This window comes from Pseudoalteromonas sp. SG43-1 (assembly GCF_014164415.1).
GTDB classification, from domain to species: domain Bacteria; phylum Pseudomonadota; class Gammaproteobacteria; order Enterobacterales; family Alteromonadaceae; genus Pseudoalteromonas; species Pseudoalteromonas distincta.
This window is the reverse complement of sequence record NZ_JACJFD010000010.1, coordinates 73,770-99,420: the sequence shown is the minus strand read 5'-3', so window position 1 is coordinate 99,420 and position 25,651 is coordinate 73,770. Positions and strand designations below refer to the sequence as shown.

The following is a 25,651-nucleotide window of genomic DNA, read 5'->3' as shown; positions in this document are numbered from 1 at the left end:
TGGTGCCGACTAACCGAGTCGAACGGTTGACCTACTGATTACAAGTCAGTTGCTCTACCAGCTGAGCTAAGTCGGCACACAAAACTGTGTGCTAAGGCACGTTCAATTTTAAAGATTGAGAACTTTTATAAAGCACCTAAACTAAAAAAACCTTGCATAAGCAAGGCTTTTCAATAAATGGTGCCTCGACGCGGAATCGAACCACGGACACGAGGATTTTCAATCCTCTGCTCTACCGACTGAGCTATCGAGGCACATAAACTGTTCTAGTTACAGATTAACGAAATTAACCTTTAACTTAATAAATGGTGCCGACTAACCGAGTCGACGGGTAATTTGAACAGACTACTGATTACAGTTTTTCTTTTCAAACTACTTTAAATAAATGGTGCCGACTAACCGAGTCGAACGGTTGACCTACTGATTACAAGTCAGTTGCTCTACCAGCTGAGCTAAGTCGGCACACAAAACTGTGTGCTAAGGCACGTTCAATTTTAAAGATTGAGAACTTAAAGTAAATGGTGCCTCGACGCGGAATCGAACCACGGACACGAGGATTTTCAATCCTCTGCTCTACCGACTGAGCTATCGAGGCACATAAACTGTGCTAATTAATTGTTATACTTTACAATTAACTTTATATAAATGGTGCCGACTAACCGAGTCGAACGGTTGACCTACTGATTACAAGTCAGTTGCTCTACCAGCTGAGCTAAGTCGGCACACAAAACTGTGTGCTAAGGCACGCGTAATAATGTTTAAACTGTTGATTAAACACCACTACTTTAATAAATGGTGCCTCGACCCGGAATCGAACCAGGGACACGAGGATTTTCAATCCTCTGCTCTACCAACTGAGCTATCGAGGCACTTAAACAGTGCTAATTAAAAATCTTAAAGTATTTTTAATGCAATTCCCACTCATCTCTACCGACTGAGCTATCTGGGCGTGCGGCGTATTAAACGAGTTTTGCCCTTACAAGTCAACTTTTTTTTTATTCTTTATAACTGTTTGAACGGTTTTCAGACAACTCAGTGTGTTTTTTATTAATAACGTTCATTTTTACCACAAATCGAACTATAAATATAAATAAATCAGACTAAAACCGTAGTGAATTATTTTTTGTAAATGTTACGATTAGCTTAGATACGTACGATAGGGACTTATCGTAGTAAAATCACATCAATTGGAAACAATCAATGCAGAGTAAATTTTCATCGCCAGTCAAAGGCTTATTACCTCTTTTTTTAATCATAAATATTGCAGTAACAGCGCTTGCTATTATTGCCCACTCATTTTATTCACAAACTGAAGTTAAGACAGCCCAACCTGCATCATCTGTTAATATTGTAACGCTTGCCGATAGATTAGACTTACCTATGGTTGATGCATTAACTATGTATGGTCAAGGTAAAGTAAGGCAGTTACTTGATTTAACGTCGTTATTAGATGATGACTTTGAATATACTCTATATCGCTTCAATGCTACATCAGATACTCAGTTGGTATATAGCAGCAGTAAACCTGCTATCGCTTCAATTAAAACTGAAAAGCATCTAGTAGAAGAAGGCATCCTACATCACTTACTGCTGTTAAACGATCAACCTATTGGCGAGCTTATTATTAAGCAAAATCTACCAACCGCTCCTTTAAGCGCTCAAAACTCTCAAGTTATTGCCTACATTATTGCGATAGCAAGCGTAGCTGCATTATTTATATTTACTTTAATGTTTAATATGTACATTAATAGTCGCTTACGAAAAAGTACTGACACTCTTACACAAGAGCTGCAGGCAATCACCGAAAATGCTAATTACAATAGTAGTGTTGATGAGCAGCTTGATATTGGTTTAGGTGTAGTGGCAAAAAACATTAACTTACTGCTACAAAAAGTACAGACTGCGATGAGTGAGAATGACGCCGCACAAAAAGAGCTTTATAAATTACAAAATGGCCTAGAAGCCGAAGTGCAAAATCGTACTATAGCGCTTGAGCAAGCCACATTAAAAGCAGAGCGAGCAAGCGAAACCAAAACGACCTTTTTAGCCACAATGAGCCACGAAATAAGAACACCGATGAATGGTGTTATAGGCACTATTGATTTACTGCGCCAGACCGAACTTGATGGCGCTCAACATCGTTTAAGTACAATTATTCGTGAATCAGCATTTTCTTTATTGAGCATTTTAGATGATATCTTAGATTTTTCTAAAATTGAGGCTGGAAAGCTAAATATTGACCCGATCCCATTTTCGGTAACCGATACCATTGAAGAAGTTGCTCGAGTGCTCTCATCAGTTGCTAAAAAACGTGAGCTTGATTTAGAACTAGCAATAGCACCAGATATTCCAGTCAACCTTACCGGTGATAGTGTGCGTGTACGTCAGGTGCTTTATAACCTATGTAGCAACGCAATTAAATTCACTAGCACTGATGAAAAAACCCAAGGCCATGTAAAAATATCAGTAGAGGTGGTTCATAATACGACTGATCACTTTACCTTACGCTTTTGCGTAACTGATAACGGTAAAGGCATGTCGCAGACGCAACTTCGCGAAATATTTAATCCATTTATTCAGGCCGAAAACTCAATTACCCGAGAATATGGTGGCACCGGTTTAGGTCTTTCTATTTGTAAAAGCTTAACTGAGCTTATGCTAGGTACTATTCATGTAACTAGTCATACCGGAATTGGCAGTGAGTTTACAGTAGAGCTGCCGTTTAGCACATCGGGTAAAATTAAGTACGCACATAAAGGTGCATTAAATGGTAAGCAAATTGTTGTAGTTAGTAATCACCTAGAACGTGAAAAAACAATGTACCGTTATTTATCGTTCATGGGCGCTAAAATAATTTATGCACACACAGAAGAAGAAATTGAAGAGCACCAGCATTCACAAGATATTATTTGGGTAGCTGATGGCATAGACAATATGGATAAAACTAATGCGCTGCTAAGACGTTTATTTTATTCATTAGAGGATTATAACCAACAAGTTGTTGTACTAAGTAAGCTTGATGAAGCAGCTATAAATCATAAAAACATTTTTTATATTAATGCCTCTCCTCTATGTAAATCTAACTTTATGCTTTCTATATTGGTGGCTGCAGGGTTACATACACCTAAGCAAATTAAAAAAACCAAAACACTTAATAACTATTTAAATGTTGAGCAGGCACGTAATTCAAACAAATTGGTTCTACTTGTTGAAGATAACCTTCTAAACCAACAAGTCCTCACCGATCAACTACATATACTGGGCTTTGGCGTTGAAATAGCTAACAACGGTGAAGAAGGTCTAGATATGTGGAGAAAAGGTGATTACTCACTTATTTTAACCGACTTACACATGCCTAAAATGTCGGGTTACGATATGGTCGAAAAAATCCGTAATGAAGCAGAGTTATTAGAATCGATTGATGCACAGCCTTACATTATTGCAGTAACAGCAAACGCACTTAAAGGCGAAAAAGAGCGCTGTTTAGCAGTAGGTATTAACGACTTCATTACCAAACCTATAGAGCTAAACGCGTTAGAAGAAACTCTAAAACGTTGGAGCGATAAACAAAGCCAAAACCCAAATGTAGTTATTCATCAAACTATGGCACTACCTATTGATATGGAAGCTGTTGCTAAATATGTAAACGGTGATAACGCTAAGCAAATTCGTTTTTTCAAAATGTATTTAGAACAAAGCCAAGGCTTAATTAAGAGTATTAATTCCGGCGTTATGGTTAACGATTTAAATGAGATTATTGAGGGGTGTCATCAATTAAAATCGATCTCCAAGACAATTGGTGCCCAAACGGTGGCAGAACTTTCAAGTGCATTTGAAGATAAATGTAAAGAAGGTGAACTCACAACCGATGAATTAATAGAGTTAAGAGATAAGCTGGAAATTGAATACTCTAAAGCTGCTCAATTTTTAAAGGAACAAATTAAAACATCTGAGCAAGAAGATGAGTTAAATGAATAAATAAACATAAAAAAAGGGCTTAATAGCCCTTTTTTATGTTTAAAACATTACTTTTCAGGCGGTCGATAACCTTCAATTTCTACATCTTTATTTTCAAACAAAAAGCCAACCATTTGCTCTTCTAAAAATGTGCGGTGTTCTGGGTCCATCATATTTAAATGCTTTTCGTTAATAAGCATTGTTTGTTTATGTTGCCACTGAGCCCACGCTTCTTTAGAGATGTTATTAAAAATCTTTTCACCAATTTCACCAGGGTATAACTGAAAGCCAAGCCCTTCGGCTTCTTTTTGTAACTTTTGACAAAATACTGTACGTGCCATGATTGATTCTCTCTAACGCTAAATATGGGGCTATTCTATACTATTGCTGTAATTTGTTTAACCAACTTTTTAGTTGGTGCTGCTAGGCCAACCTCTATTGATTGATCAAGCGGATACCAGATTAATTGCTTATCGTTTACCACATCAGGAGTTTTCTTAACATTGAGCACATGCGGGTTAATCCTCAGCTCAAAATGTGAAAACACATGAATAAACGCTTCAAGCTCTACTAAACTAGCCTCTAGGCCTTGCTGAGCTAAAAACATTTGAAGCTCTTCGTACTCATTAAATTCAAAAAAGCCAAACAATCCGCCCCAAATACCGCTGTTAGGACGTTTTTCCATAAGCACTTTATCACCACACTGAATAATTAACTGATGACAACTCTTTTTAGGAACTGCTTTTTTAGGTTTTGAATGTGGAAACTCTTTTACTTTACCTGTATTAAAAGCACCACAGCCTGAGTTTAATGGGCAAGCCTCGCAATCAAACCGGCTGCGTGAGCAAACGCTCGACCCTAAATCCATCATAGCTTGATTAAACTCAGTAACATTATCTTTAGGCGTTAACTGCTCTGATAAATGCCAAAGCTGGTTTTCGACCTTTTTAACGCCGTACCAGCCCTCAATCATAAAATAGCGCGCTAAAACTCGCTTCACGTTCCCATCTAAAATAGGGTGATGCTGCCCAAGCGACAATGATAAAACAGCTCCTGCAGTAGAGCGCCCTATTCCAGGTAAATCCATTACTTCATCGAGTGTTTTCGGAAACTCACCTTGGTATTTGTCACGCACTATTTTAGCTGTTTTGTGTAAGTTACGCGCACGAGCGTAATACCCTAAACCGGTCCAGTGATGCAGTACTAAGTCTTCATCCGCATCAGCTAAAGCGATAATATCTGGAAAGCTTTGCATAAACTTTTCAAAGTATGGAATAACAGTAATAACTTGGGTTTGCTGCAGCATCACTTCAGACACCCACACTTTATAAGGTGTTTTACCTAGCTGCCACGGGAGTGTTTTACGCCCATGAAGGTGATACCAATCAACAACTTGATTAGAAAACCAGTGTGACTGTTCTTTATTTAAATCCAACATTTTTAACTTTTACTGATGCCCAATGGCGGCTCAGTCTATTGCAGTTAACAAAAAGATCAAGCTATACGGGGTGTAAAACCAGCTAATACTTGTGATTGCGGCCTCGGTCAGGGATAATATGCAACCATTTTTAAACACATTGTTTTTGTCAGGCCAATAATATGAGTGAATCAAGCAACACTAACCTTGAGCAAGCTAAGCAAGAAGGTAAATACATCCGCACCATTCGTAGTTTTGTAAAACGCGAAGGTCGATTAACCAAAGGCCAAGCCGCTGCAATCGAAAAATGCTGGCCAACAATGGGCCTAGAGCATAAAAACGGTATGCTTGATTTAAGCGAAGTTTTTGGCAACAACAACGATGTAGTAGTAGAAATTGGTTTTGGTATGGGTAAGTCGCTTGTCGAAATGGCAACAAATGCCCCTCACCTAAACTTTATCGGTATTGAAGTACACCGCCCAGGCGTTGGTGCTTGTTTAATGGATGCCGATGAAGCAGGCATTACCAACTTACGTATTTTTGAACACGATGCAGTTGAAGTACTTGCAGATTGCATACCTAATGAAAGCTTAACAACACTACAACTATTTTTCCCTGACCCTTGGCATAAAAAGCGTCACCACAAACGCCGTATTGTACAAACTGAGTTTGTTGAAAAGCTAAGAGCCCAACTTAAAATGGGTGGCGTTTTTCATATGGCAACAGACTGGGAAAACTACGCAGAGCACATGCTCGAAGTAATGAATGTAGCTCCTGGTTTTAAAAACCAATCAGAAACAAATGATTATGTTCCTCGTCCAGATTTGCGCCCGCTTACTAAGTTTGAGCAACGCGGACATCGCCTAGGTCATGGCGTGTGGGATTTAATGTTTGAGCGCACAGAATAATTAAATTTAATTACTCACTTTTACTTTTATAAAACTAAATATACTGTAAGGCAAAGCCATTTATGAGCGTACTAACCAACCCAAGTTTACTGTTACTTCGTAATAGCGAGGCACTAACGGGCAAATCTATCTTGGTGGTCAACTTTGTTCAAGATGGCTTTTTAACAGAGCTTAAAAGACTTAATCCGCAAAGCAAAGTAACTGCGTTTAGCTACAACCATGCTAACGGAGAGTTTGCTAAAAACACCAAAGATGTTGATGTTCATGTAAGCCACACAATACCTGGTAACGACTACGATTTAGTTATTCTTTACTACCCTAAATCAAAACCAGAGTTATTAATGGCACTTGATAATATTCGATCTGCTATTACTGATGATGCCGAACTATTAGTAGTAGGTGAAAACAAAAGTGGTGTTAAGTCAATTGAAAAGCAATTAGCTGGTAAGGCTGAGTTTAGTAACAAGATTGATTCAGCTAAGCACTGCGTTCTTTACTCATTTGCTGAAATTTCTAAGCACCCTCACTTTGATATTACGACTTACCATAAAAAGTTTGTTGTTAATGTTGCCGACACTGAATTTACAGCTATTAGTGTTCCTGGAGTGTTTAATCACGGTAGTTTAGATATAGGAACGAAAGTTCTACTGGAAAACGCACCGACAATTAAGCAAGGCAAAGTTCTCGACTTTGGTTGTGGCGCAGGTTTAATAGCAACTTTTTTAGGGCTTCATAATCCAGCACTTGAGTTTGTGTGTAGTGATGTAAGTGCGCTGGCAACTTATGCAACACAGCAAACCCTAAAGCTTAACAACATCAATGGTGAGGCTATATTAAGTGACGGCCTTAAAAGCATTAATGGCAAGTTTGATTTAATTATTAGCAATCCACCTTTTCATACTGGTATTGCAACCGACTACACAGTAGCAGAAACATTTTTAGCTAATGCAAAACAGCATTTAACTAAATTAGGGAAGCTAAATATTGTTGCTAACAGCTTTTTAAAGTACCCGCCTATTTTAGAAACTCAGTTTGAAAGCTATCAAACTGTATTTAAGAACAATAAATTTGCTGTATATAGCAGCTAATTTAAATTTGTAAAATGATTGAGCACAAACGTGCTCAAGCTAACTTTCGAATAAATATAAGAATTAATTTAGTTTTTTTCCTTCATTTTTCCACGTCTTTGCTAAACTAAAACTCTAAATAATTAAAATTAACTCAGGCGATAATGAAATAATGCCTAAAAAAGTTCATCAAAGTAGCATTCGAAAAGCACTCATTAATTTGATCATGCTTATTACAGCTATTTGCTTATCGTTATCTATTTCTATCTCTACGTATTTAAGCGTGAAAGAACAAAAGCAATTAATAGTTAATAAGCTTGTTATTCTTTCTGAAATTGTAGCTTTTGATGCTGGGCAATCGGTAATTGAAGATGATCGTAAAACAGAAGAAAAACGCCTCAAGTCATTTGAAAAGATCCCTCTTGTAAAAAACATACATATTTACTCAATAGAAAAAGCATCCCAAAAGCCTGTTTTCTTTATTAGTTTTAATGCTAAAAAAACACCTCCTGTGCCACTGAGAATAGACAGTGTAGAAGAGCTAAAAACACCACGAATTACCAGTGACCATATTGAGCTAACCCGCCCTATTTACGATAACGAACAAGTAGTAGGTTATGTGTATATGCGAGGAAGCCTCGAGAGTTTAGAGGTTTATATTGAGAGAAAAATATTAATAGACGTGTTATTAACATTATTAATTCTGGCGGTTGTTTACTTTATTGCTATTAAAGTTCAACGACGTATAGCTAAGCCAATAGAGCAATTAAGCATGTTATTGCAGGATGTGTCTAAAAATCATAACTACGATGCACGCGCACCAGTAACTGATGTAAAAGAAATAAGTGCTCTTTCAAATAGTTTAAATATCATGCTTACGCGTACAAAAAAACAACTTGAACGCCACGAAAAAGATAAGCAAGAAATCAAACAACTAAACCTAAGCCTTGAAGAAAAAGTAAACCAACGAACAATCGCCCTTAGAGAGGCAAATCAAGAGCTTTTATCAACTCTTGAGCGGATGCATCAATACCAAACACAAATTGTTGAAAACGAAAAAATGGCATCTTTAGGGCAAATGGTTGCAGGTGTTGCCCATGAAGTTAACACACCAATAGGGCTAGGTATTACCGGTTCTACGTTACTTAGAGATAAACTAGCAGACATACAGCAAAGCTTTGATGACAAAAAACTTACCTCAAGCCATCTAAAACGCTTTATAGATGAAGGTATTGAAAACTTAGATTTAATTTACCGCAACTTAAATCGTGCAGCTGACCTTATATCTAACTTTAAAAAAGTAGCGGTTATTCAAGATGACGGTGTAAATACCTATATTAATGTGCACAAATTAATAAGTGATGTTTTAACATCGATTCAATCTGAATTATTGCCCAAAAAGCCTGTTGTAACTATCAACTGTCCGACCGACTTGGCTATTCATAGTAAGTCTGAACCTCTACAACAAGTTTTTCAGCAGTTACTTATGAACTCTGTAATTCATGGATTTATAGGTAAAGAAAACAATGAAATTCGCTTTGACGTAGAACTCGTCGGGAAAAAATTAACAATCGTTTATTCTGACAATGGTCAGGGCGTTGACAAAAACATTAAAAATAGAATTTTTGACCCATTCGTAACTTCAAAGCGCGGGCAAGGCGCAAGTGGCTTAGGCATGCACTTAGTTTATAACCTAGTAACACAAGCACTTGGCGGAAGAGTGATGTTTGATCTTGAAGAAAAACGCGGTGCTCGCTTTATAATTACTATTCCTTAAATAAAGATCATTAAAAAGTGCATATATTTAAAATTTATCCTTGAATTAGCATTTAATGACCTCATTAATGAGGCATGTGATAAGTGCGTAACATTATTTAATTGCTTTAAATAAATATTACCAAGCGATTTATGAACTTTTTTATCTTTGCTGTATCACATACATTGATGAAAGGTTAAAAGGTTAAAAGGTTAAAAAGTGATATAGTTTTGCTTTGAATTAGTCTGATTATTTTAAGTACCTTGTTTAATTGAATGATATGTCAATTATCAAAGGAAAATGGCTTCGACTTTATGATTCAAATAGCTACATCCATGTATATATCAATTAAACAGTAGTTTTTGCACTGCCCTTTTTTAGTAGACTTTGGACACCCTACTGTTTTATTTTTATCCAATTTGTTTTTTCCTTGTTAACAAATGGGTATAATCCTATAATCTCTAGTAATCGGTTATAAATTAGTCACCGATTTTTTATAAATAATATATTCCAAAAGGTTAATTAATAATGCAAACGCCAGTCATTCTAATCGTAGAAGATGAAGACGTAACTCGACTGAACCTAGTTAGTTTATTTGAAGCTGAAGGGTACAAAGTTATTGAAGCCATTGATGGCGATGATATGCATGACAAGCTTACAAATAACGATGACGTTAATCTTGTAGTTATGGATATCAACCTTCCTGGTAAAAACGGTCTTATTTTAGCCCGTGAATTACGCCAAAAGCGTAAAGTAGGTCTTATATTCCTAACTGGTCGTGACAACGATGTTGACCGTATTTTAGGTCTTGAAATTGGCGCAGATGACTACGTCACTAAACCGTTCAACCCGCGTGAATTAACTATCAGAGCTCGCAACCTTATTACTCGTACTGCCTTAGGTGGCGAAGAGTCAGCACTAGAAACAAATGGTGTTATTACGTTTAATGGTTGGGAACTTGATGAAAACAGCCGTTGTCTTACTTCTCCAAATGGCGACGCTAAACGTTTACCTAAAGGTGAGTACAGAGCACTTCGTTTAATGCTTGATTCTCCAGGTCGCATTTTCAGCCGTGAGCAATTAATTAAGCATATGACAGGCCGTGAGCTTCGCGCAAATGACCGTACTGTTGACGTTACTATTCGTCGCATTCGTAAGCATTTTGAAAGTGATAACTCAACGTCTGAGTTAATCAGCACCATCCATGGTGAAGGTTACCGTTTCATTGGTAAAATTGACGCTTAATTAGAGCTAATTAGTTTCACTCTAATTGCTGTAAAAATAAATGAAGGGCTTTTTGTCCTTCATTTATTTTATCTGCCAGAATATCTAACCACTGCTTTAACACCTCATCAGATTCATCAATCGCACCATGTTCCATTATTTTGGCATGAAGCTGCACATCATTAAGACCTACTGAGCCAGCCGCACCTTTGAGTTTATGCGCTACTGATTCATACTCTTCTCTATCACTAGTATTTAATGAAGTAAGTAACTCTTGCTGATATTGTGGACTTAGTTTTTCGAATAGCTGACTACTGCGTCTAAACACAACTAAGCCCATTGAATTGACAAAGTCTTCTATTGTTTCTATATCTAATAAGTGTGCATCAATGCCTTTAAGGGCTTCTTCACTTACTTTTAACAGTGGCTCTGTGCATTCACTTTGCTTAATTCCAAATAAATCAGCCAGCATTTTATCAAGCTTCACTGTGTTAATTGGTTTAGCAAGCGCCCCTTGTATTGATATACCTTCAAGCTCTTCTTCAGCACTACGAACATTGGCCGTTAGCGCTACAATGGGTAATTTATCAAAGTGACTATCTGAGCGTATTTGCTTGGCAACTACGTCACCATTTATATCAGGCAATTGCATATCAAGTAATACTAAATCTAAGTCATCTTCGGTTTCGACAAACGAGAGTGCATCTTCACCGGTTTCAGCCCACAACACCTCATGCCCGCGTTGCTCTAATAAGTTTGTAGCAATTTCGGCGTTAAGAGGTACATCTTCTACTAGTAAAATATACAAACCACGACCAACATAACTTTGCTCTGTTGGTGCTACACATAAATTAAGCGGTATTTGAACTGTAAAGCAACTTCCTTCGCCCTCAGTACTATTTACTGTAATTATCCCTTTCATCGCACTTACAAGTGCCTTAGTTACAGCCAAACCAATACCGGAACCTATTGCGTTAGTCCCTTTTAAATCTGGCGCTTTGTAATACATATCAAATATATGAGCAAGCTGCTCTGGCGGAATACCTTGGCCGGTATCCGATACTTTCATAACTAACCATGGGCCTTCAACTCTGTTTTCTCGGCTACATTCAAGTGTTACCTTTCCTTGCTGTGTAAACTTAACGGCGTTATTAATTAAGTTCCAAACAACTTGGCGTAAGCGAGTTGGGTCGAGCTGTGCGTAAATATCCAGCACCCCATTGCGCTTAATATCAAACTCTAGCTCTTTTTGCTCCGCGATTAAGCCCGCAAAGTTAACAACGTCATTTATAAAGTCTGATACGTTAATAGAGTTGGTCACTATATCGAGCTGATCTCTATCTATTTTGTCTAAATCAATAATATCGTTAAAAATATTGCCGAGCGTTTCAGCACTCGAAAATATAGTATTACCCCAACTACGCTGCTGTTTGTTTAAGTCAGTATCAAGCAGCATTCGTGTTAAACCAACAATACCATTGAGCGGTGTACGTAGTTCATGGCTTAATGTGGCAATAAACTTACCTTTGTCTTTATAGGCCGTTTCGAGCGCTTGAGCGGCCTCCTTACGACTTGTGATATCACGACCAAAGCCCAGTAGACCAATGTAATCACCTTCATCATTTATAAAAGGTAATTTACGCAGCTCAAACCAACGCGTTTCGCCATTTACCTCATAACCCACATCAATGGTTAGTGCTTTATGGCTTTGCTCTACTTCTTTATCGGTTTTCAAAACTTCAGATAAAAAGTGGCTAGGAAATATCTGCTCAACCGTTTTGCCAATTAGTTCGCTACTTGATTTGCCCATTACTTCTTCAAACATTTTATTACAACCAGCAAACACGCCATTGTTATCGCGGTAATAAAATAAATCAGGAGATGAATCAACTATTGAGCGCTGCAGCATGCTTTGTTGAGCAAGTTCTTGTTGTGTTTTTTTACGCTCAGCAATTTCTCGTCGTAGTTCTTCGATAGCGCGGTGCTTGGCATGAAATGCCATTTTACGCTCATCAATTTCGATGTTTAGACGGTTAATGTTATCTTTTAGGGTTTGATTTAAAAGCTTTTCTTGCTTGGTGGCGCTATCTAAATAAGCATATGAGGCATCTAGTTGTCGAATTGAATTAAGCAACACACTTATAATTAAAGGAGAAACTACAGCCGTAAAAAATACCACGGCTAAAATATCAACCAGGTGTAATTCGCCTATCGCCACATAATAAAACATGCTCGATAAAATAAGAGATACAGTTAAAAATAAAGTGTAACAAATAGCAGCGGTTTTAAATTCACCAAATCGCGTTATTGAGCTGGAAAGTACCCGAGCCCAAGGGCTCAAAGAATAATCGGTCATACGTAATTTTATCTCTTAGCTGTGTACTTAATATAAAGAAGGCAATGCGTATGTATAAACATACCATTTTCCCAGATTTTAGCATTTTTCTCCTACCACTACTCACGTTGTGCGATAAAAACAGAATTTTTCATGTTTGATTTAGCTCATCTATTAAACTCATCATTTCAGCAATAAATTATTTAGTGTAAAATGCCCCGCTTTATTATCCCCAAAATACGAGTAGCGCACATGCAAACCAATATGCCAGATATAGCAGACACTGCACCCGCTTTACAAACAGGTAAATTAGACTGGGTTGGCATGGGCGAAATAGAACTGCCATTTATTTTTGAATCCCGAGACTTATCTCCAGTTACAGTAAACGCCAAAGCGCGTGCATTTGTAAATTTACATAAAGAAGATGCCAAAGGCATTCATATGTCACGTCTATTTTTGGCACTTGATCTGCTTTCAACCGAGCAGCAAGTCAATCCGCAAACGATAGCGCAAGCACTCGATACCTTTATAACTAGCCACGAAGGGCTGAGCGATAAAGCACAAATTGAATTTAAATTTGAATTACCGCTACGCCGTAAGTCACTATTAAGTGGTAAAGCGGGCTGGAAAAGCTACCCAGTTGTACTTACCAGTACAATTGAAAATAACGTTATTAGCTACGAGCTAACCGTAGATGTTACTTATTCTTCAACGTGCCCATGCTCTGCTGCACTTGCGCGCCAGCTTATACAAAACGCGTTTAACGAAAAGTTTAACCAAAAAACGTTAAGCCAAAAAGATGTGCACGAATGGCTAGGCACTACACAAGGCATTGTAGCTACTCCCCACTCGCAGCGCTCTATTGCCAACGTAAAAGTAAAGCTTGATAGCAACATTCAAGAATTTGACGTAGTTACGCTAATTAACACTCTTGAAGCTGAGCTTAAAACACCAGTACAAGCGGCAGTAAAACGTGAAGATGAGCAAGAATTTGCCCGTTTGAATGGTCAAAACCTTATGTTTTGTGAAGATGCAGCGCGTAAAATTAAAGCATTGCTAGAGGCAAACAATTACAGTGATTATTGGCTGCAAATAAACCACTATGAATCACTGCATGCACACGATGCTATAGCTATTGCAGTAAAAGGTATTAAAGGAGGCTACAAAGCTTAACCGCTGTGTAGCTATTGCTTGTAAACCAGTCGGTAATTATTTTATAACCCATACTTTTTAGGCACGTAAATTGCTTTGTTTGAGCAGTGTCAATTTGTTGTTATGGAGTTACCGTATGGAATTCGCTTTATTATTAATCCTAGTATTAGTTGTCGGGGCCTCTGTTGTTGCGTCAAAATTTAATGACGATGGCGGAAACCCGTATCCTTTTACTCGCAAGCAAACTGTTTTTACGCAGGTTGAAGGCGCTTTTTTAAATCTTCTAGAGCGTGCTGTAGGCGATCAATATAAAATTGTTAGTCGCGTTAAGTTAATCGACGTTATTGACTGTAAGCAAGGCCTTTCAATAAAGTCTAAACGTGCTGCTTTAGCTAAAGCTAAAAATAAGCAACTCGACTTTGTTTTAATCGATAAAGAAAAACTAACAATCATTGCTGCTGTTGACCTAGTTAACAATGCCAACAAAGATGGCCACAAAGCTCAACGCGACTGGTTTGTAAACGGTGCACTAGAGTCTGCAGGCATTCCACATATTCGTATGAAAGTTAAATCGGGCTACCGCCCTTCTGAAGTACGCGATGCAATTATGTTTAAACTTGGTAAGCCTACAGCAACACAAACTCAGCGCCCTGTTCGTAATCGCTCACATAAGCCAGCGGTACTTTCACCTTCTCAAGCTAAAGCGCAAACCACCGCGTTAGCTGAAATTTAAAAAACGAATTAAATACTCTCCTAAAAAGTATTTAAAGCGAGCTCATAAACAAGCTCGCTTTTTTGTTTTTTATTGCTAACTTCACGTATAATCAAGTGATTCAAACTCAGGAATTAAACTTTATGAATGTTGGTATTATTGGCGCAATGGAGCCAGAAGTTAAAATTTTACGTGAAGCTATGCAAAACCCACAAATTTTAACTAAAGCAGGTTTCACTTTTTATACTGGCGAGTTGGCTGGTAACACGGTGACACTTGTTCAATCTGGTATTGGTAAAGTCGCATCAACTATTGCAACTACCTTACTGATCGATAACTTCAAACCTGATTGCATAATTAACACAGGCTCAGCCGGTGGATTCGATCCTTCTCTTAGTGTTGGCGATGTAGTAATTTCGTCAGAAGTACGTCACCACGATGTAGACGTAACTGCTTTTGGCTACGAAATTGGCCAAGTACCACAAATGCCGGCAGGCTTTGCAGCACACCCTAAATTAGTTGAAGCAGCACAGCAAACTATCGAACAAATCAGTGATGTTAAAACACTCGTTGGCTTAATTTGTACTGGTGACACATTTATGTGTGACCCTATACGCATTGATAAAGCACGTAGTGATTTTCCTACAATGCTTGCTGTTGAAATGGAAGGCGCTTCAATTGCACAAACGTGTTTTACGCTAAACACACCATTTGTTGTAATTCGCTCAATGTCTGATATTGCTGGTAAAGAGTCACCACAATCATTTGAAGAATACCTAGAAACAGCATCAATCAACTCATCTAAAATGGTTGTTGCACTTTTAGAAAAGCTTACAGCAGTATCTCTGTAAATGCTTAGCAATATTGTTCAAAATCACTTGGACTTTATTGCCTTTATACTAGCGCTCCTTGCTGAGCGCTTTATTCCCCTTATTAGCTGGTATCATCCTAATACGGCGTTAAATGCTGTTTTTAGTGCTATTGGCAAACGTATATACAAAAGCAAAGAACCTAAAAGCTATCAATATTTGGCAGCTATACTCGCAAGCTCACTTATTTTAAGTGTCATTCTCATTATTGTAGTGTTGCTACTCGAGTTTGCTTTTTATCCTGAATTACTCGCTGGCCTTATTTTATACTTATGCTTAGAAAGTAAGATCATTGATAAAAAAGCACTTCGCATTGCAAAGCTAACTAAACAAAATCAAAAATCCACAGCGCGCGAATTACTAAAGCCACTGCTTGCCCGTGAAGTTAATAGACTTTCATCTGCTGGTATTATCAAAGCATTAATTGAGAGCTTAATACTGCGCACCGCTCGATACTATTTCGTAGTCATATTTATATTTTTAGCATTTGGCCCTATAGCTGCCCTTGCCTATCGGTTACTTACCTTAATACAACAAGCATGGCGTAGTGATATCCCCCCAAATAGTTACTTTTTAAAACCGCTTAAAACACTCTTGTTTATTATTGAATATATTCCGATGCGCTTACTCGCTTTAACTATTGCAGCAAGTCGAGCAAGCAAACAAAGCATGCATTATATAAAGCATTATGGCAGGCATTTTTATCAAACAAATACAGGCTGGCTCTTAAGCACATGTTCTGCATCACTTGGCGTGCAGCTGGGCGGGCCTGCAGTTTATTTAGGTACTCGCTTTAATAAAATGCGTATTGGCACTGATAGACTACCTACACCCGAGGATGTACCTGTAATAATTAATAGGTTAAATCAGGCCCGTGTATTTTGGTTGTTAGTAATAGCCAGCATTGAAATATTAAAATTGATTTAAAGGGCTCAAAATACGAGCACAAAAAAAACCAGCCGAGGCTGGTTTTTTAGTTTTTAAACTGTGCTTAAGCTACAGTAATATTTGCAAACTTACGTTTACCTACTTGGTAAATAGCCGTTGTGCCTTTTGCTATTTCAAGTTTGGTATCAGTGATTTTATCTTCACCGTTAAGTTTAACTGCACCTTGCTTAATCATACGCATTGCTTCTGATGTACTTACTACTAAATTTGCTTCTTTAAGCAAGTTAGCAATTAAAATAGTATCTTCTGCAATAGTGATTGTTAGCTCTGGGATTTCATCTGGTAACGCTTTTTTCTGAAAACGCTGAATAAAATCATCATGTGCACCTTGTGCATCAGCTTCACTATGAAAACGAGCAATTAGCTCTTTAGCTAGTTCAATTTTAATATCGCGCGGATTCGTACCTTGCTCAACACGTTCTTTTTGAGCTGCAATTTCTTCAATAGAAAGCGCACTTAATAAGTCGTAGTAACGCCACATTAGCACATCACTAATTGACATTATTTTACCAAACATATCGTTAGGTGCATCAGTAATACCAATGTAGTTACCAAGCGACTTAGACATTTTTTGAACGCCGTCAGTACCTTCAAGTAATGGCATCATTAATACTGTTTGCGGCTTTTGACCTTCTACTTTTTGTAGCTCACGGCCCATTAACAAGTTAAAGCGCTGATCAGTACCACCTAGTTCAACATCTGACTCTAGTGCAACCGAATCCCAACCTTGTACCAGTGGATATAAAAACTCATGAATTGCAATTGGTTGGCCGCTTCCATAACGCTTTTTAAAGTCATCACGTTCAAGCATACGTGCTACGGTTTGGTTTGCAGCAAGTTTAATCATGCCTGCAGCGCCTAACTTTTCCATCCAAGTAGAGTTAAATGCAACAGTGGTTTTAGCAGGATCTAGAATTTTGAATACTTGTTCTTTATATGTTTCGGCATTGGCTAGTACGTCTTCACGAGTAAGTGGTTTACGCGTTACGTTTTTCCCCGTTGGGTCACCAATCATGCCAGTAAAGTCACCAATTAAGAAAATAACCTCATGACCTAAATCCTGAAAGGTTTTCATTTTATTAATTAGTACAGTGTGTCCTAAGTGTAAATCAGGCGCTGTAGGATCAAAGCCTGCTTTTATTTTTAGCTTCTTGCCCGACTTTAGTTTTTCAACTAGTTCGTCTTCAATTAATATTTCTTCTGCACCGCGTTTTATCTCTGCTAGAGCGGTTTGTAAATCCACTGTGTATTACTCCAAAATTCTGCCGACGAAGGGGCGACTAGTTACTTGCGTAGTCACGGTTTAATAAAGGTTTAAACCGAATAAATAGATGTAGCTAACATAACAAATTTCTACCTAATTAAAACAACTTTTTAAGTGATTCATGCAACTAAACTAAATCAATTGAGTCTTAGCTAGGTAGAGCGTTAAAAAAGGCTTTCTAAGCCCGATTTTAGCGTAGTTTAAGGTCAGTTTAAATCTACAAAACACTAGTATTCGTACATTATTAAGTATATCCTGCAATATTATGTATTTATTATCTTGACAGCAGAAAAAGGCACGTTATGGTTCACGTGGTTCACACGCTCCCCAAAAAACACAAATTGCTTATTCTAGGTTTGGTTTCTGCTATTGTTGGCTTAGCCTTTCTTCCTTCTGAAAAAGCCACTGCATCCAAAGACAATAGTGCAAATGCACTAGAAATTGGTAAGCGCTATGAGTTACAAGTTAAAGTTGATAACAACGAAAAATTAACTGAGTTAAATTCAGAGCAAGCAGCAGAAAAGTTACCAGAATACGACTTTGTCGATCATAAAGTTAAAAATGGCGACAATTTAGCAATTATCTTTAAGCGTGCTGGTTTTTCGGCTCAAACGCTTCATAAACTAATTAACACTAATGCTGAGACTCGCAAGCTGACTAAAATTCACCCAGGTGAAATACTTAGTTTTGCGACAGCTGAAGATGGCTCCTTAGCTCAACTGCGCTATGTGATTTCAAAAACCGATACTTTATTTGTTACCTTAAACGAAGAAGGTAATTACGATACAGCTATTGATAGCAAAGAAATTGAAACGCTAACCAAAACCGCTGGCGGCGAAATATCTAACAATTTTTGGACTTCAGCAATTGCAGCAGGTTTAAGCGAACGCCAAATAATGAACTTTGCTGACATATTTGGTTGGGATGTTGATTTTGCAAACGACATTCGTAAAGGCGATGTATTTGGCTTAATTTACGAGTCTCACTATGTTGATGGCGAGTTTATTGGTACTGGTAAAATTATTGCAGCTGAATTTGTAAACCAAGGTCAGCGCTTTGCAGCTATTCGCCATACCGACGGCAATTTTTATACGCCTGAAGGGCGTAGCATGAAAAAAGCATTTTTACGTGCACCTGTAAGCTTTAAATATATTAGTTCGAGCTTTAATCCTAAGCGACTTCATCCTGTTACTGGGCAAGTTAGAGCGCACCGTGGTATCGACTTTGCAGCACGCACTGGCACACCAGTAGTCGCATCAGGTAACGGTAAGGTAGTTAAAGCGGGTTACAGCAAGTACAACGGTAACTACGTATTTATCAGCCATGGCACACAATATGTAACTAAGTACTTACACCTAAATAAGAAACTAGTTAAAACAGGCCAAAAAGTTAAACAGGGCCAACAAATTGGTACTGTAGGTTCTACTGGTCGTGTTACTGGGGCGCATTTACACTATGAGTTTTTAGTAAATGGCGTTCATCGTAATCCTAAAACCGTTAAGCTTCCTAAGTCAGAGCCATTACCTCGCTCAGAACTTGCTAAGTTTAAACCGATTGCAGATAACTTTATTGCCCAACTTGAGCGCAATCGCGAGCTACAGTTAGCACTAAAATAAAGCTTATTAATAAACATTAAAAAAGCCTTTGCAGGTTAAATCTGCAAAGGCTTTTTTGTATACGCTATAAACCATCAATTCATTAATACATAAATGAGCTGAATAACTAAAGATACCATCACTAGCGGCCAAATATATTTACTGTATTTGGTTGCGCCATCAAGCCCTATTTTACTTTGATATTTTTCAAGTAATGGTATAAGTATCGCCAGCGCAACAAACAAACCAATTAAAATAACGAATATGTTCATATTAACGCCCTACTTATGGTAATTCGTGGCCTTTAGCGCTTACATAAAGTGCATACCAATGCTCACGAGTTAGCTCTACGTTTACAGCATCACAAGAGGCTTTAATCCGTTTAGCATTAGTTGTTCCAATAATTGGCTGAATAGATGCGGGATGGCGAAGCAACCATGCAAGTACAATTGCCTCAGCAGAGGTTTCATAAAGTGCAGCCAGCTTATTAACTAAAAGACTGGTGTTTATATCTGCCTGAGATGCGTTTGATAAATCACTACCACTGTATAAACCTTGGCATAAACTGCCCCAGCTTTGAATTTGAATTTCAAAATGGCGACAGTACTCAATACTACCTGGTGTAAAATTAAGATCTTTACCGTCACTGTTACCGGCATATACACCTTCATCAACAAACTGATGTTTTTGTAAACTAGCCTCAATTTGGTTAGCCACAATCGGCATATCAAGTGCGTGCTGTAAAAAGTTCATTTGGTGCTGCTGCATATTCGATACTGCAAAATTGCGCACTTTACCGCTTTCTTTTAAGCAACTAAATATACGAGCAATTTCGTTAACTTCCATGAGTGGATCAGGGCGATGCAGCATAAGTACGTCTAAATAGTCTGTATTTAATCGTTTTAATGATGCTTCAACTGATTGCTCAATCCACTTTGGGGAAAAATCATAGCGCTTTGGCCCTAAGTCATCTTCAAATCGAATCCCACACTTAGATTGAATATACATGTGCTCTCTAAGCTCTGGCCGCTCACTTAATGCTTTACCAAAAACCTGCTCTGCTTTACCAAAAGTATAAATATCAGCATGGTCAAAAAAATTAATACCGCCTTCAATGGCGTTATCTATACACTCATGAGCTTGCTTAACATGTGCATCAGTGATTGCGTCTTTATTCCAACCGCCGCCAAGACCCATACATCCAAATACTAGTTTACTAACGTGAGGCAAGTGCTTTGCTAAAGGCGTGTGAAGCATGATAACTATCCTTAAAATGTTGAAGAGCTGTTACTGTAAACAAAAAGTGCTGAACAAGAAACCATTTAGCGGTGAACAAATTAAGAACAAAAAAAAAGCGCAGTAAACTGCGCTTAATGGTTAATCTATTTTAAATTACATTTTTAGCCAACAAGTGCTAATAAAATACCCGCAGCAACTGCACTACCAAGTACACCCGCTACGTTGGGTCCCATTGCATGCATAAGTAAAAAGTTATGTGGGTTACTTTCAAGGCCCACTTTATTAACCACTCGTGCAGCCATTGGCACAGCCGATACACCTGCCGCCCCAATTAATGGATTTATAGGCGTTTTAGATATTCGGTTAAGTCCTTTTGCCATAAATACGCCAGATGCCGTACCAATTGCAAAAGCCAGTGCGCCAAGCACTAAAATACCAATCGTCTCAACAGTTAAAAACTTATCTGCAGCAAGCTTTGAACCAACAGCTAAGCCTAAAAATATAGTTGTAACATTGATGATTTCGTTTTGAGCACTGTTACTTAATCTATCAACAACACCCGACTCTCGCATTAAGTTACCTAAACAAAACATACCTACAAGCGGTATAGCAGCCGGTAAAAACATAGCCGTTAAACTAAGCACCATAAGTGGAAAAATAATCTTTTCCTTTTTAGATACTTTGCGAAGCTCTGGCATTTTTATTTTACGTTCTTCTGGGGTTGTTAGTGCACGCATAATTGGCGGCTGAATAATTGGCACAAGTGCCATATATGAATACGCAGCTACTGCTATTGCGCCTAGTAAATCAGGTGCCAGTTTTGATGCTAAAAATATTGCTGTTGGCCCATCGGCACCACCTATAATGGCAATAGCCGATGCGTCCTGTAGAGTAAATTCAAAACCTGGCACATAGTTAAGTAATATAGCGCCAAACAATGTAGCAAAAATACCAAACTGTGCAGCCGCACCTAATAACAACATACGTGGGTTTGCAATAAGTGCGCTAAAGTCGGTCAGCGCCCCTACTCCCATAAATATCAACAGCGGAAAAATCCCCGTATCAATACCCACATAATAAACGTAGTACAAAAGCCCACCTGGGTCTGACAAACCTGCCACTGGTACATTTGTTAAAATTGCACCAAAACCAATAGGTAGTAATAATAGTGGTTCAAAGCCTTTAGCTATCGCTAAAAACAGTAATAAACACCCTACCGCAATCATTATTAACGATGGGATTGTAAAGTTAGCAATGCCTGTCGCATTCCAGAGGTTTAAAATACCTTCCATCCTCTATTTACTCCTAAGCTAATGCAATCATAGCGTCGCCGGTAGTTACAGCATCGCCTTCACTAACTAACACTTCAGCAATTGTTCCGGTATGCGTAGCGCGTATTTCAGTTTCCATTTTCATGGCTTCCATAATAATCACTACATCGCCTTCGTTAACAACTTGCCCAGCTTTTACCTTAATCTTAAAAATATTACCGGCTAGAGGCGCGTTAAGTGTTTCACCTGATGCAACCGAAGCAGATTGAGGAATGTGCTCAGAGTCTTTTAATGTTACTTCCTTAAGTTCACCACCTTGCGCTACGACTACGTCATAAACTTTACCATCTACTTTTACGCTGTATTGCTCAGCCTTCACTTTGTTATTATTTGAAACTGATTTAGAAGGTGCTTTACTGCTTTTATCTTCAACAGAAGGTACTGGCTCAAATGCATCTGGGTTGTTGCGGTTTTTAATAAACTTCAAACCAACTTGTGGGAATAATGCATAAGTTAATACGTCATCAATTTGATCATCAGCAAGTGTTAAACCTTGCTCTTGTGCTTCTTTTAATAACTCAGCTTCAAGCGTTGCAAGCTCAGGTGCAATGTTATCAGCAGGGCGACAAGTAATAACTTCCGCTCCATCAAGCACGCGCTCTTGTAGCTCTTTATTCATTGGTGCTGGTGTTAAGCCATATTCACCTTTTAATACGCCAGCAGTTTCTTTAGTAATTGTTTTATAACGCTCACCCGTTAGCACATTAAGTACCGCTTGAGTGCCAACAATTTGCGACGTTGGTGTTACTAAAGGTAAAAAGCCAAGATCTTCACGTACACGTGGGATCTCAAGTAAAACCTCATTAAGCTTATCGGCTGCGCCTTGCTCTTTAAGTTGGTTTTCCATGTTTGTAAGCATGCCACCAGGTACTTGAGCTAATAAAATGCGCCCATCAACCCCTTTTAAGCTACCTTCAAATGCCGCATATTTTTTACGTACATCTCTAAAGTAAGCAGCAATTTCTTCTAGGTGGTTTAAATCAAGCTCAGTATCACGCTCAGTCCCTTCAACTATCGATACAATAGTTTCAGTTGCGGAATGTCCATAAGTCATACTCATTGATGAAATAGCGGTATCGAGCATATCAATACCAGCATCAATTGCTTTTTGGTAAGTAGCAGTACTTAAACCTGTTGTAGCGTGGCACTGCATAGCAATTGGAATAGATACAGTTTCTTTAAGTGCTTTAATTAGTTTTTCAGCATCGTACGGCTTTAATAAACCCGCCATATCTTTAATACAAATTGAGTGACAACCCATATCTTCAAGCTGCTTTGCAAGAGTTAGCCACATATCAAGTGTATGAACTGGGCTAACTGTGTACGAAATAGTACCTTGAGCGTGAGCGCCTACTTTTACAGCCGCTTTAATAGCTGTTTCTAGATTGCGAACATCGTTCATTGCATCAAATATACGAAATACGTCAACGCCATTTTTATGTGCACGTTCTACAAATTTTTCAACTACGTCATCAGCGTAATGGCGGTAACCTAATAAGTTTTGACCGCGTAATAGCATTTGCTGTTTAGTATTAGGCATCGCTTTTTTTAGTGCACGAATACGCTCCCAAGGATCTTCGCCTAAATAACGAATACACGAGTCAAATGTAGCACCGCCCCACGATTCAATAGACCAATAACCCGCATCGTCTAATTTGCTAGCAATCGGTAGCATATCGTCTAGGCGCATACGCGTTGCTAATAATGATTGGTGAGCATCGCGTAATACCAATTCTGTTAGTTTTAATTTAGCCATGTGTGTGCCCCTTATTTATTATTTGATTTGTACTGAGCAATGGCAGCACTAATAGCAGCGATGTGCTCATTAGGCACACCTTGAGATTTAAAAGATGGTGATTTAACTGGTGTCGCCACGTCAGGTTCGCTAAAGCGCGTCACCAAATTAGACATAAGCGTTACTGCACCAATTAATATCGACAGAAATACAAACACCCCAACCATGCCAGTAAGCATTAAGTTACCAGCCGTTGTGAGTAGAGCACCTATATCCATTTTTCTCCCCTTGAAACCCATATCGAAAATAAAAAATCGATTTAATTAAATATTTATTCACTGGATAATAACAAAACTAATCGCTTTGTCTACATCTTGTAAATTGGTAAAACCAATTAAACAATAAACAACATAACACTCAATTAATTTACATGCTATAACTCAGCAATCACGCGCTCTACAATACATACAAGAAATAACGACTATAGCTAATAGTTATATGGAATTTGTTAATTAACTATCAAGCTAAGTAAAAATAAACACTAATTCTTAATATAAAGTGCAAAGCCACACACCAATTGTTAATTGGTCTTACCAAAATAAGTTTATTTAGTGAACATTTAGCAGTTATTTGCAACAGTGTGAATAACTTACATAACAAAGCGTAAAAGTTACTAACCAACTAATAACTAGAACAACAGCGAAAAACCATAACCAATTGATATTTATACCAAATAAACTTTGGCATATAACTGGCATTAGTTATTATGAGCAAATTTGATAACCAAGGAGAAAACAATGTTACGCTGGACAATTACATTTTTAGTTATTGCTTTAATCGCTGCAGTGTTAGGTTTTGGTGGCATCGCAGGTGCCGCAGCTGGTATAGCAAAAATTATATTTTTTATCTTTTTAGTACTTTTAGTGATTTCATTAGTTTCAGGTGCACTACGTGGTAAATCACCCAGGTAGATAAAGCATTCAACTAACAAACACTAAAATTTAATTAATACTTACAAGGAATTACACTATGAACTCTACAACTTTAAAAGCAGCACTAATCGCAGTATTTGCAGGTTTTTTCATGATGGGTTGTGAAGACAACCATGCAGAAGATGCTGGCGAACGTATCGACGAAGCAGTAACTGATGTGCAAAACTCTGTTGAAGATGCATGTGAAAATGTTAAAGAAGGCGTGAACGCTGAAGAAACTAACTGTTAATTCTTCTTGTACCGCTAAAAAAACGGCTTTCGAGCCGTTTTTTTGTGCCAGTAATAAAATCACTGACTATAAAGCTGCTCATTTAGCAGTTAGCTTGTTAAAATAAAAAAAACGATATTTAAAGCAAGGCAAAATGGCATTCACAACCACCTACACATTAGATAAACCCTACTTTTACGAGTGTTTTGATGAGTCACTCCCTTATAGTAAGCGTGCAAAACCTAAATACTTTTTACTTGTGTTGTTAGTTGCGCTTGGTTTATTTGGCATTTATGTTTTAGACGATCATTACTTAGGATCGTTTATGATCATGTTAGCGGTACTCGAGTGCGTCGCTTTTTACTATCGCAGACCATGGTGGGTAACCAGACAAATGCTCAGCAGAGCATCAGGCTCTGAGGTAACACTTACCTTTGATGAAGAAGGTATTAAATCTGCTAATCATTACAAAAGCTATCAATTAGAATGGCAAAATATAAGCGAAGTAATAGACACCCAACAAGGTATTATTATTAAAAACAAAAGCGGCATGCAGTACATATCAAAACAAATACTTAGTCCTGAAACACTCGCTTTTATAAACAAAAAAGCCACTCAGTGAGTGGCTTTTAGTCTAGTTGAGTTAATTACTCAACTACGTATACGTGTTGATTAAGCATTGCCCGGATTAGGGTTCGACTTTTCAGCTTGTATGCGCATGTAAATCTCTTCACGATGCACTGATACGTCTTTTGGTGCATTAACACCGATTCGAACTTGATTTCCTTTAACACCTAGAACAGTAACTGTTACTTCGTCACCAATCATTAGGGTTTCACCTACTCTACGAGTTAGTATTAGCATTCTCTTGCTCCCATGTTCCAATAAAAATTATAAGATTCCGCTTAAACATACTAATGAAAATTAGACTGAAAAGTAAGT

The 25,651-nt window shown here is 38.0% G+C and carries 23 protein-coding genes and 6 tRNA genes; 13 read left to right on the top strand and 16 right to left on the bottom strand.

Annotation, left to right across the window (positions count from 1 at the left end):
- The 6 genes from H5159_RS09560 to H5159_RS09535 all read right to left on the bottom strand — a co-directional run bounded on the left by H5159_RS09560 (window position 1) and on the right by H5159_RS09535 (window position 869).
- Window positions 1–76: transfer RNA gene (locus H5159_RS09560), tRNA-Thr, on the bottom strand.
- Window positions 77–178: 102 nt separating this feature from the next.
- A tRNA-Phe gene (locus tag H5159_RS09555) sits at window positions 179–254 on the bottom strand.
- A 132-nt stretch (window positions 255–386) separates the two neighbouring features.
- A tRNA-Thr gene (locus H5159_RS09550) sits at window positions 387–462 on the bottom strand.
- A 57-nt stretch (window positions 463–519) separates the two neighbouring features.
- A tRNA-Phe gene (locus tag H5159_RS09545) sits at window positions 520–595 on the bottom strand.
- A gap of 51 nt (window positions 596–646) precedes the next feature.
- Window positions 647–722: transfer RNA gene (locus tag H5159_RS09540), tRNA-Thr, on the bottom strand.
- Between the two features lie 71 nt (window positions 723–793).
- Window positions 794–869: transfer RNA gene (locus tag H5159_RS09535), tRNA-Phe, on the bottom strand.
- A 331-nt stretch (window positions 870–1,200) separates the two neighbouring features.
- Here H5159_RS09535 and H5159_RS09530 point away from each other — a divergent pair.
- The gene (locus H5159_RS09530; RefSeq protein WP_182715612.1) at window positions 1,201–3,978 is read left to right on the top strand and encodes a hybrid sensor histidine kinase/response regulator; all 2,778 of its coding nucleotides are present in this window, start codon (window positions 1,201–1,203) and stop codon (window positions 3,976–3,978) included.
- Between the two features lie 47 nt (window positions 3,979–4,025).
- On the opposite strand, the gene H5159_RS09525 is transcribed toward H5159_RS09530, so the two are convergent.
- Together H5159_RS09525 and mutY are read right to left on the bottom strand one after the other, a co-directional pair.
- Window positions 4,026–4,298 carry an oxidative damage protection protein gene (locus H5159_RS09525; RefSeq protein WP_002962543.1) on the bottom strand — a complete coding sequence of 91 codons (273 nt, stop codon included), beginning with the start codon at window positions 4,296–4,298 and terminating at the stop codon, window positions 4,026–4,028.
- A 35-nt stretch (window positions 4,299–4,333) separates the two neighbouring features.
- Window positions 4,334–5,395 (bottom strand): A/G-specific adenine glycosylase, encoded by a 1,062-nt coding sequence (mutY, locus tag H5159_RS09520; RefSeq protein ID WP_165744105.1) that lies wholly within the window; start codon window positions 5,393–5,395, stop codon window positions 4,334–4,336.
- Between the two features lie 161 nt (window positions 5,396–5,556).
- Here mutY and trmB point away from each other — a divergent pair, with 161 nt between their 5' ends.
- The 4 genes from trmB to arcA all read left to right on the top strand — a co-directional run bounded on the left by trmB (window position 5,557) and on the right by arcA (window position 10,350).
- Window positions 5,557–6,282 carry a tRNA (guanosine(46)-N7)-methyltransferase TrmB gene (trmB, locus tag H5159_RS09515; protein ID WP_007582957.1) on the top strand — a complete coding sequence of 242 codons (726 nt, stop codon included), beginning with the start codon at window positions 5,557–5,559 and terminating at the stop codon, window positions 6,280–6,282.
- A gap of 62 nt (window positions 6,283–6,344) precedes the next feature.
- Window positions 6,345–7,370 (top strand): 16S rRNA (guanine(1207)-N(2))-methyltransferase RsmC, encoded by a 1,026-nt coding sequence (gene rsmC / locus H5159_RS09510; RefSeq protein WP_024605357.1) that lies wholly within the window; start codon window positions 6,345–6,347, stop codon window positions 7,368–7,370.
- A gap of 151 nt (window positions 7,371–7,521) precedes the next feature.
- Window positions 7,522–9,126, top strand: coding sequence for a sensor histidine kinase (locus H5159_RS09505; RefSeq protein ID WP_182671521.1), 1,605 nt, complete (start codon window positions 7,522–7,524; stop codon window positions 9,124–9,126).
- A gap of 507 nt (window positions 9,127–9,633) precedes the next feature.
- Window positions 9,634–10,350 carry a two-component system response regulator ArcA gene (gene arcA / locus H5159_RS09500; RefSeq protein ID WP_002962549.1) on the top strand — a complete coding sequence of 239 codons (717 nt, stop codon included), beginning with the start codon at window positions 9,634–9,636 and terminating at the stop codon, window positions 10,348–10,350.
- A gap of 16 nt (window positions 10,351–10,366) precedes the next feature.
- Here the strand turns inward: arcA and arcB are convergent, their stop codons facing one another.
- The gene (gene arcB / locus H5159_RS09495) at window positions 10,367–12,685 is read right to left on the bottom strand and encodes an aerobic respiration two-component sensor histidine kinase ArcB (protein ID WP_182780202.1); all 2,319 of its coding nucleotides are present in this window, start codon (window positions 12,683–12,685) and stop codon (window positions 10,367–10,369) included.
- 231 nt (window positions 12,686–12,916) lie between these two features.
- Here arcB and folE2 point away from each other — a divergent pair, with 231 nt between their 5' ends.
- From folE2 to H5159_RS09475, 4 genes are all read left to right on the top strand, one after another.
- Window positions 12,917–13,837 carry a GTP cyclohydrolase FolE2 gene (gene folE2, locus H5159_RS09490; protein ID WP_182780201.1) on the top strand — a complete coding sequence of 307 codons (921 nt, stop codon included), beginning with the start codon at window positions 12,917–12,919 and terminating at the stop codon, window positions 13,835–13,837.
- 115 nt (window positions 13,838–13,952) lie between these two features.
- Entirely contained in the window at window positions 13,953–14,549 is a 597-nt protein-coding gene (locus tag H5159_RS09485; protein ID WP_182780200.1) for a DUF2726 domain-containing protein, read from the top strand.
- A 122-nt stretch (window positions 14,550–14,671) separates the two neighbouring features.
- Entirely contained in the window at window positions 14,672–15,379 is a 708-nt protein-coding gene (mtnN, locus tag H5159_RS09480) for a 5'-methylthioadenosine/S-adenosylhomocysteine nucleosidase (protein ID WP_024597687.1), read from the top strand.
- Window positions 15,380–16,324 carry a regulatory signaling modulator protein AmpE gene (locus H5159_RS09475; RefSeq protein ID WP_182780199.1) on the top strand — a complete coding sequence of 315 codons (945 nt, stop codon included), beginning with the start codon at window positions 15,380–15,382 and terminating at the stop codon, window positions 16,322–16,324. It begins immediately after the preceding gene.
- A 64-nt stretch (window positions 16,325–16,388) separates the two neighbouring features.
- On the opposite strand, the gene tyrS is transcribed toward H5159_RS09475, so the two are convergent.
- Entirely contained in the window at window positions 16,389–17,588 is a 1,200-nt protein-coding gene (tyrS, locus tag H5159_RS09470; protein WP_007585427.1) for a tyrosine--tRNA ligase, read from the bottom strand.
- 323 nt (window positions 17,589–17,911) lie between these two features.
- On the opposite strand from tyrS, the gene H5159_RS09465 reads away from it, so the two are divergent.
- Window positions 17,912–19,225, top strand: a complete 1,314-nt coding sequence (locus tag H5159_RS09465; RefSeq protein WP_182711831.1) for a peptidoglycan DD-metalloendopeptidase family protein — start codon at window positions 17,912–17,914, stop codon at window positions 19,223–19,225.
- A gap of 74 nt (window positions 19,226–19,299) precedes the next feature.
- Here the strand turns inward: H5159_RS09465 and H5159_RS09460 are convergent, their stop codons facing one another.
- The 5 genes from H5159_RS09460 to H5159_RS09440 form a co-directional block, all read right to left on the bottom strand.
- Window positions 19,300–19,476: a hypothetical protein gene (locus tag H5159_RS09460; protein WP_170072950.1), complete on the bottom strand. Its 177-nt coding sequence runs from the start codon at window positions 19,474–19,476 to the stop codon at window positions 19,300–19,302.
- A gap of 13 nt (window positions 19,477–19,489) precedes the next feature.
- Window positions 19,490–20,461, bottom strand: coding sequence for an aldo/keto reductase family oxidoreductase (locus tag H5159_RS09455; RefSeq protein WP_024597683.1), 972 nt, complete (start codon window positions 20,459–20,461; stop codon window positions 19,490–19,492).
- Window positions 20,462–20,604: 143 nt separating this feature from the next.
- Window positions 20,605–21,735: a sodium ion-translocating decarboxylase subunit beta gene (locus tag H5159_RS09450; RefSeq protein WP_002961942.1), complete on the bottom strand. Its 1,131-nt coding sequence runs from the start codon at window positions 21,733–21,735 to the stop codon at window positions 20,605–20,607.
- Window positions 21,736–21,748: 13 nt separating this feature from the next.
- A complete protein-coding gene (oadA, locus tag H5159_RS09445; RefSeq protein ID WP_149603191.1) occupies window positions 21,749–23,530 on the bottom strand; it encodes a sodium-extruding oxaloacetate decarboxylase subunit alpha in 1,782 nt (593 codons plus the stop codon).
- 11 nt (window positions 23,531–23,541) lie between these two features.
- The gene (locus H5159_RS09440) at window positions 23,542–23,787 is read right to left on the bottom strand and encodes an OadG family protein (RefSeq protein ID WP_002961940.1); all 246 of its coding nucleotides are present in this window, start codon (window positions 23,785–23,787) and stop codon (window positions 23,542–23,544) included.
- A gap of 519 nt (window positions 23,788–24,306) precedes the next feature.
- Here H5159_RS09440 and H5159_RS09435 point away from each other — a divergent pair.
- The 3 genes from H5159_RS09435 to H5159_RS09425 all read left to right on the top strand — a co-directional run bounded on the left by H5159_RS09435 (window position 24,307) and on the right by H5159_RS09425 (window position 25,331).
- Window positions 24,307–24,480: a DUF1328 domain-containing protein gene (locus H5159_RS09435; RefSeq protein ID WP_002961939.1), complete on the top strand. Its 174-nt coding sequence runs from the start codon at window positions 24,307–24,309 to the stop codon at window positions 24,478–24,480.
- A 58-nt stretch (window positions 24,481–24,538) separates the two neighbouring features.
- A complete protein-coding gene (locus tag H5159_RS09430; RefSeq protein WP_002961938.1) occupies window positions 24,539–24,730 on the top strand; it encodes a hypothetical protein in 192 nt (63 codons plus the stop codon).
- A gap of 133 nt (window positions 24,731–24,863) precedes the next feature.
- A complete protein-coding gene (locus H5159_RS09425; RefSeq protein WP_165744115.1) occupies window positions 24,864–25,331 on the top strand; it encodes a YcxB family protein in 468 nt (155 codons plus the stop codon).
- Window positions 25,332–25,381: 50 nt separating this feature from the next.
- On the opposite strand, the gene csrA is transcribed toward H5159_RS09425, so the two are convergent.
- On the bottom strand, window positions 25,382–25,573 hold the full coding sequence (gene csrA, locus H5159_RS09420; RefSeq protein ID WP_004587515.1) for a carbon storage regulator CsrA: 192 nt from the start codon (window positions 25,571–25,573) through the stop codon (window positions 25,382–25,384).
- Window positions 25,574–25,651: the final 78 nt, after the last annotated feature.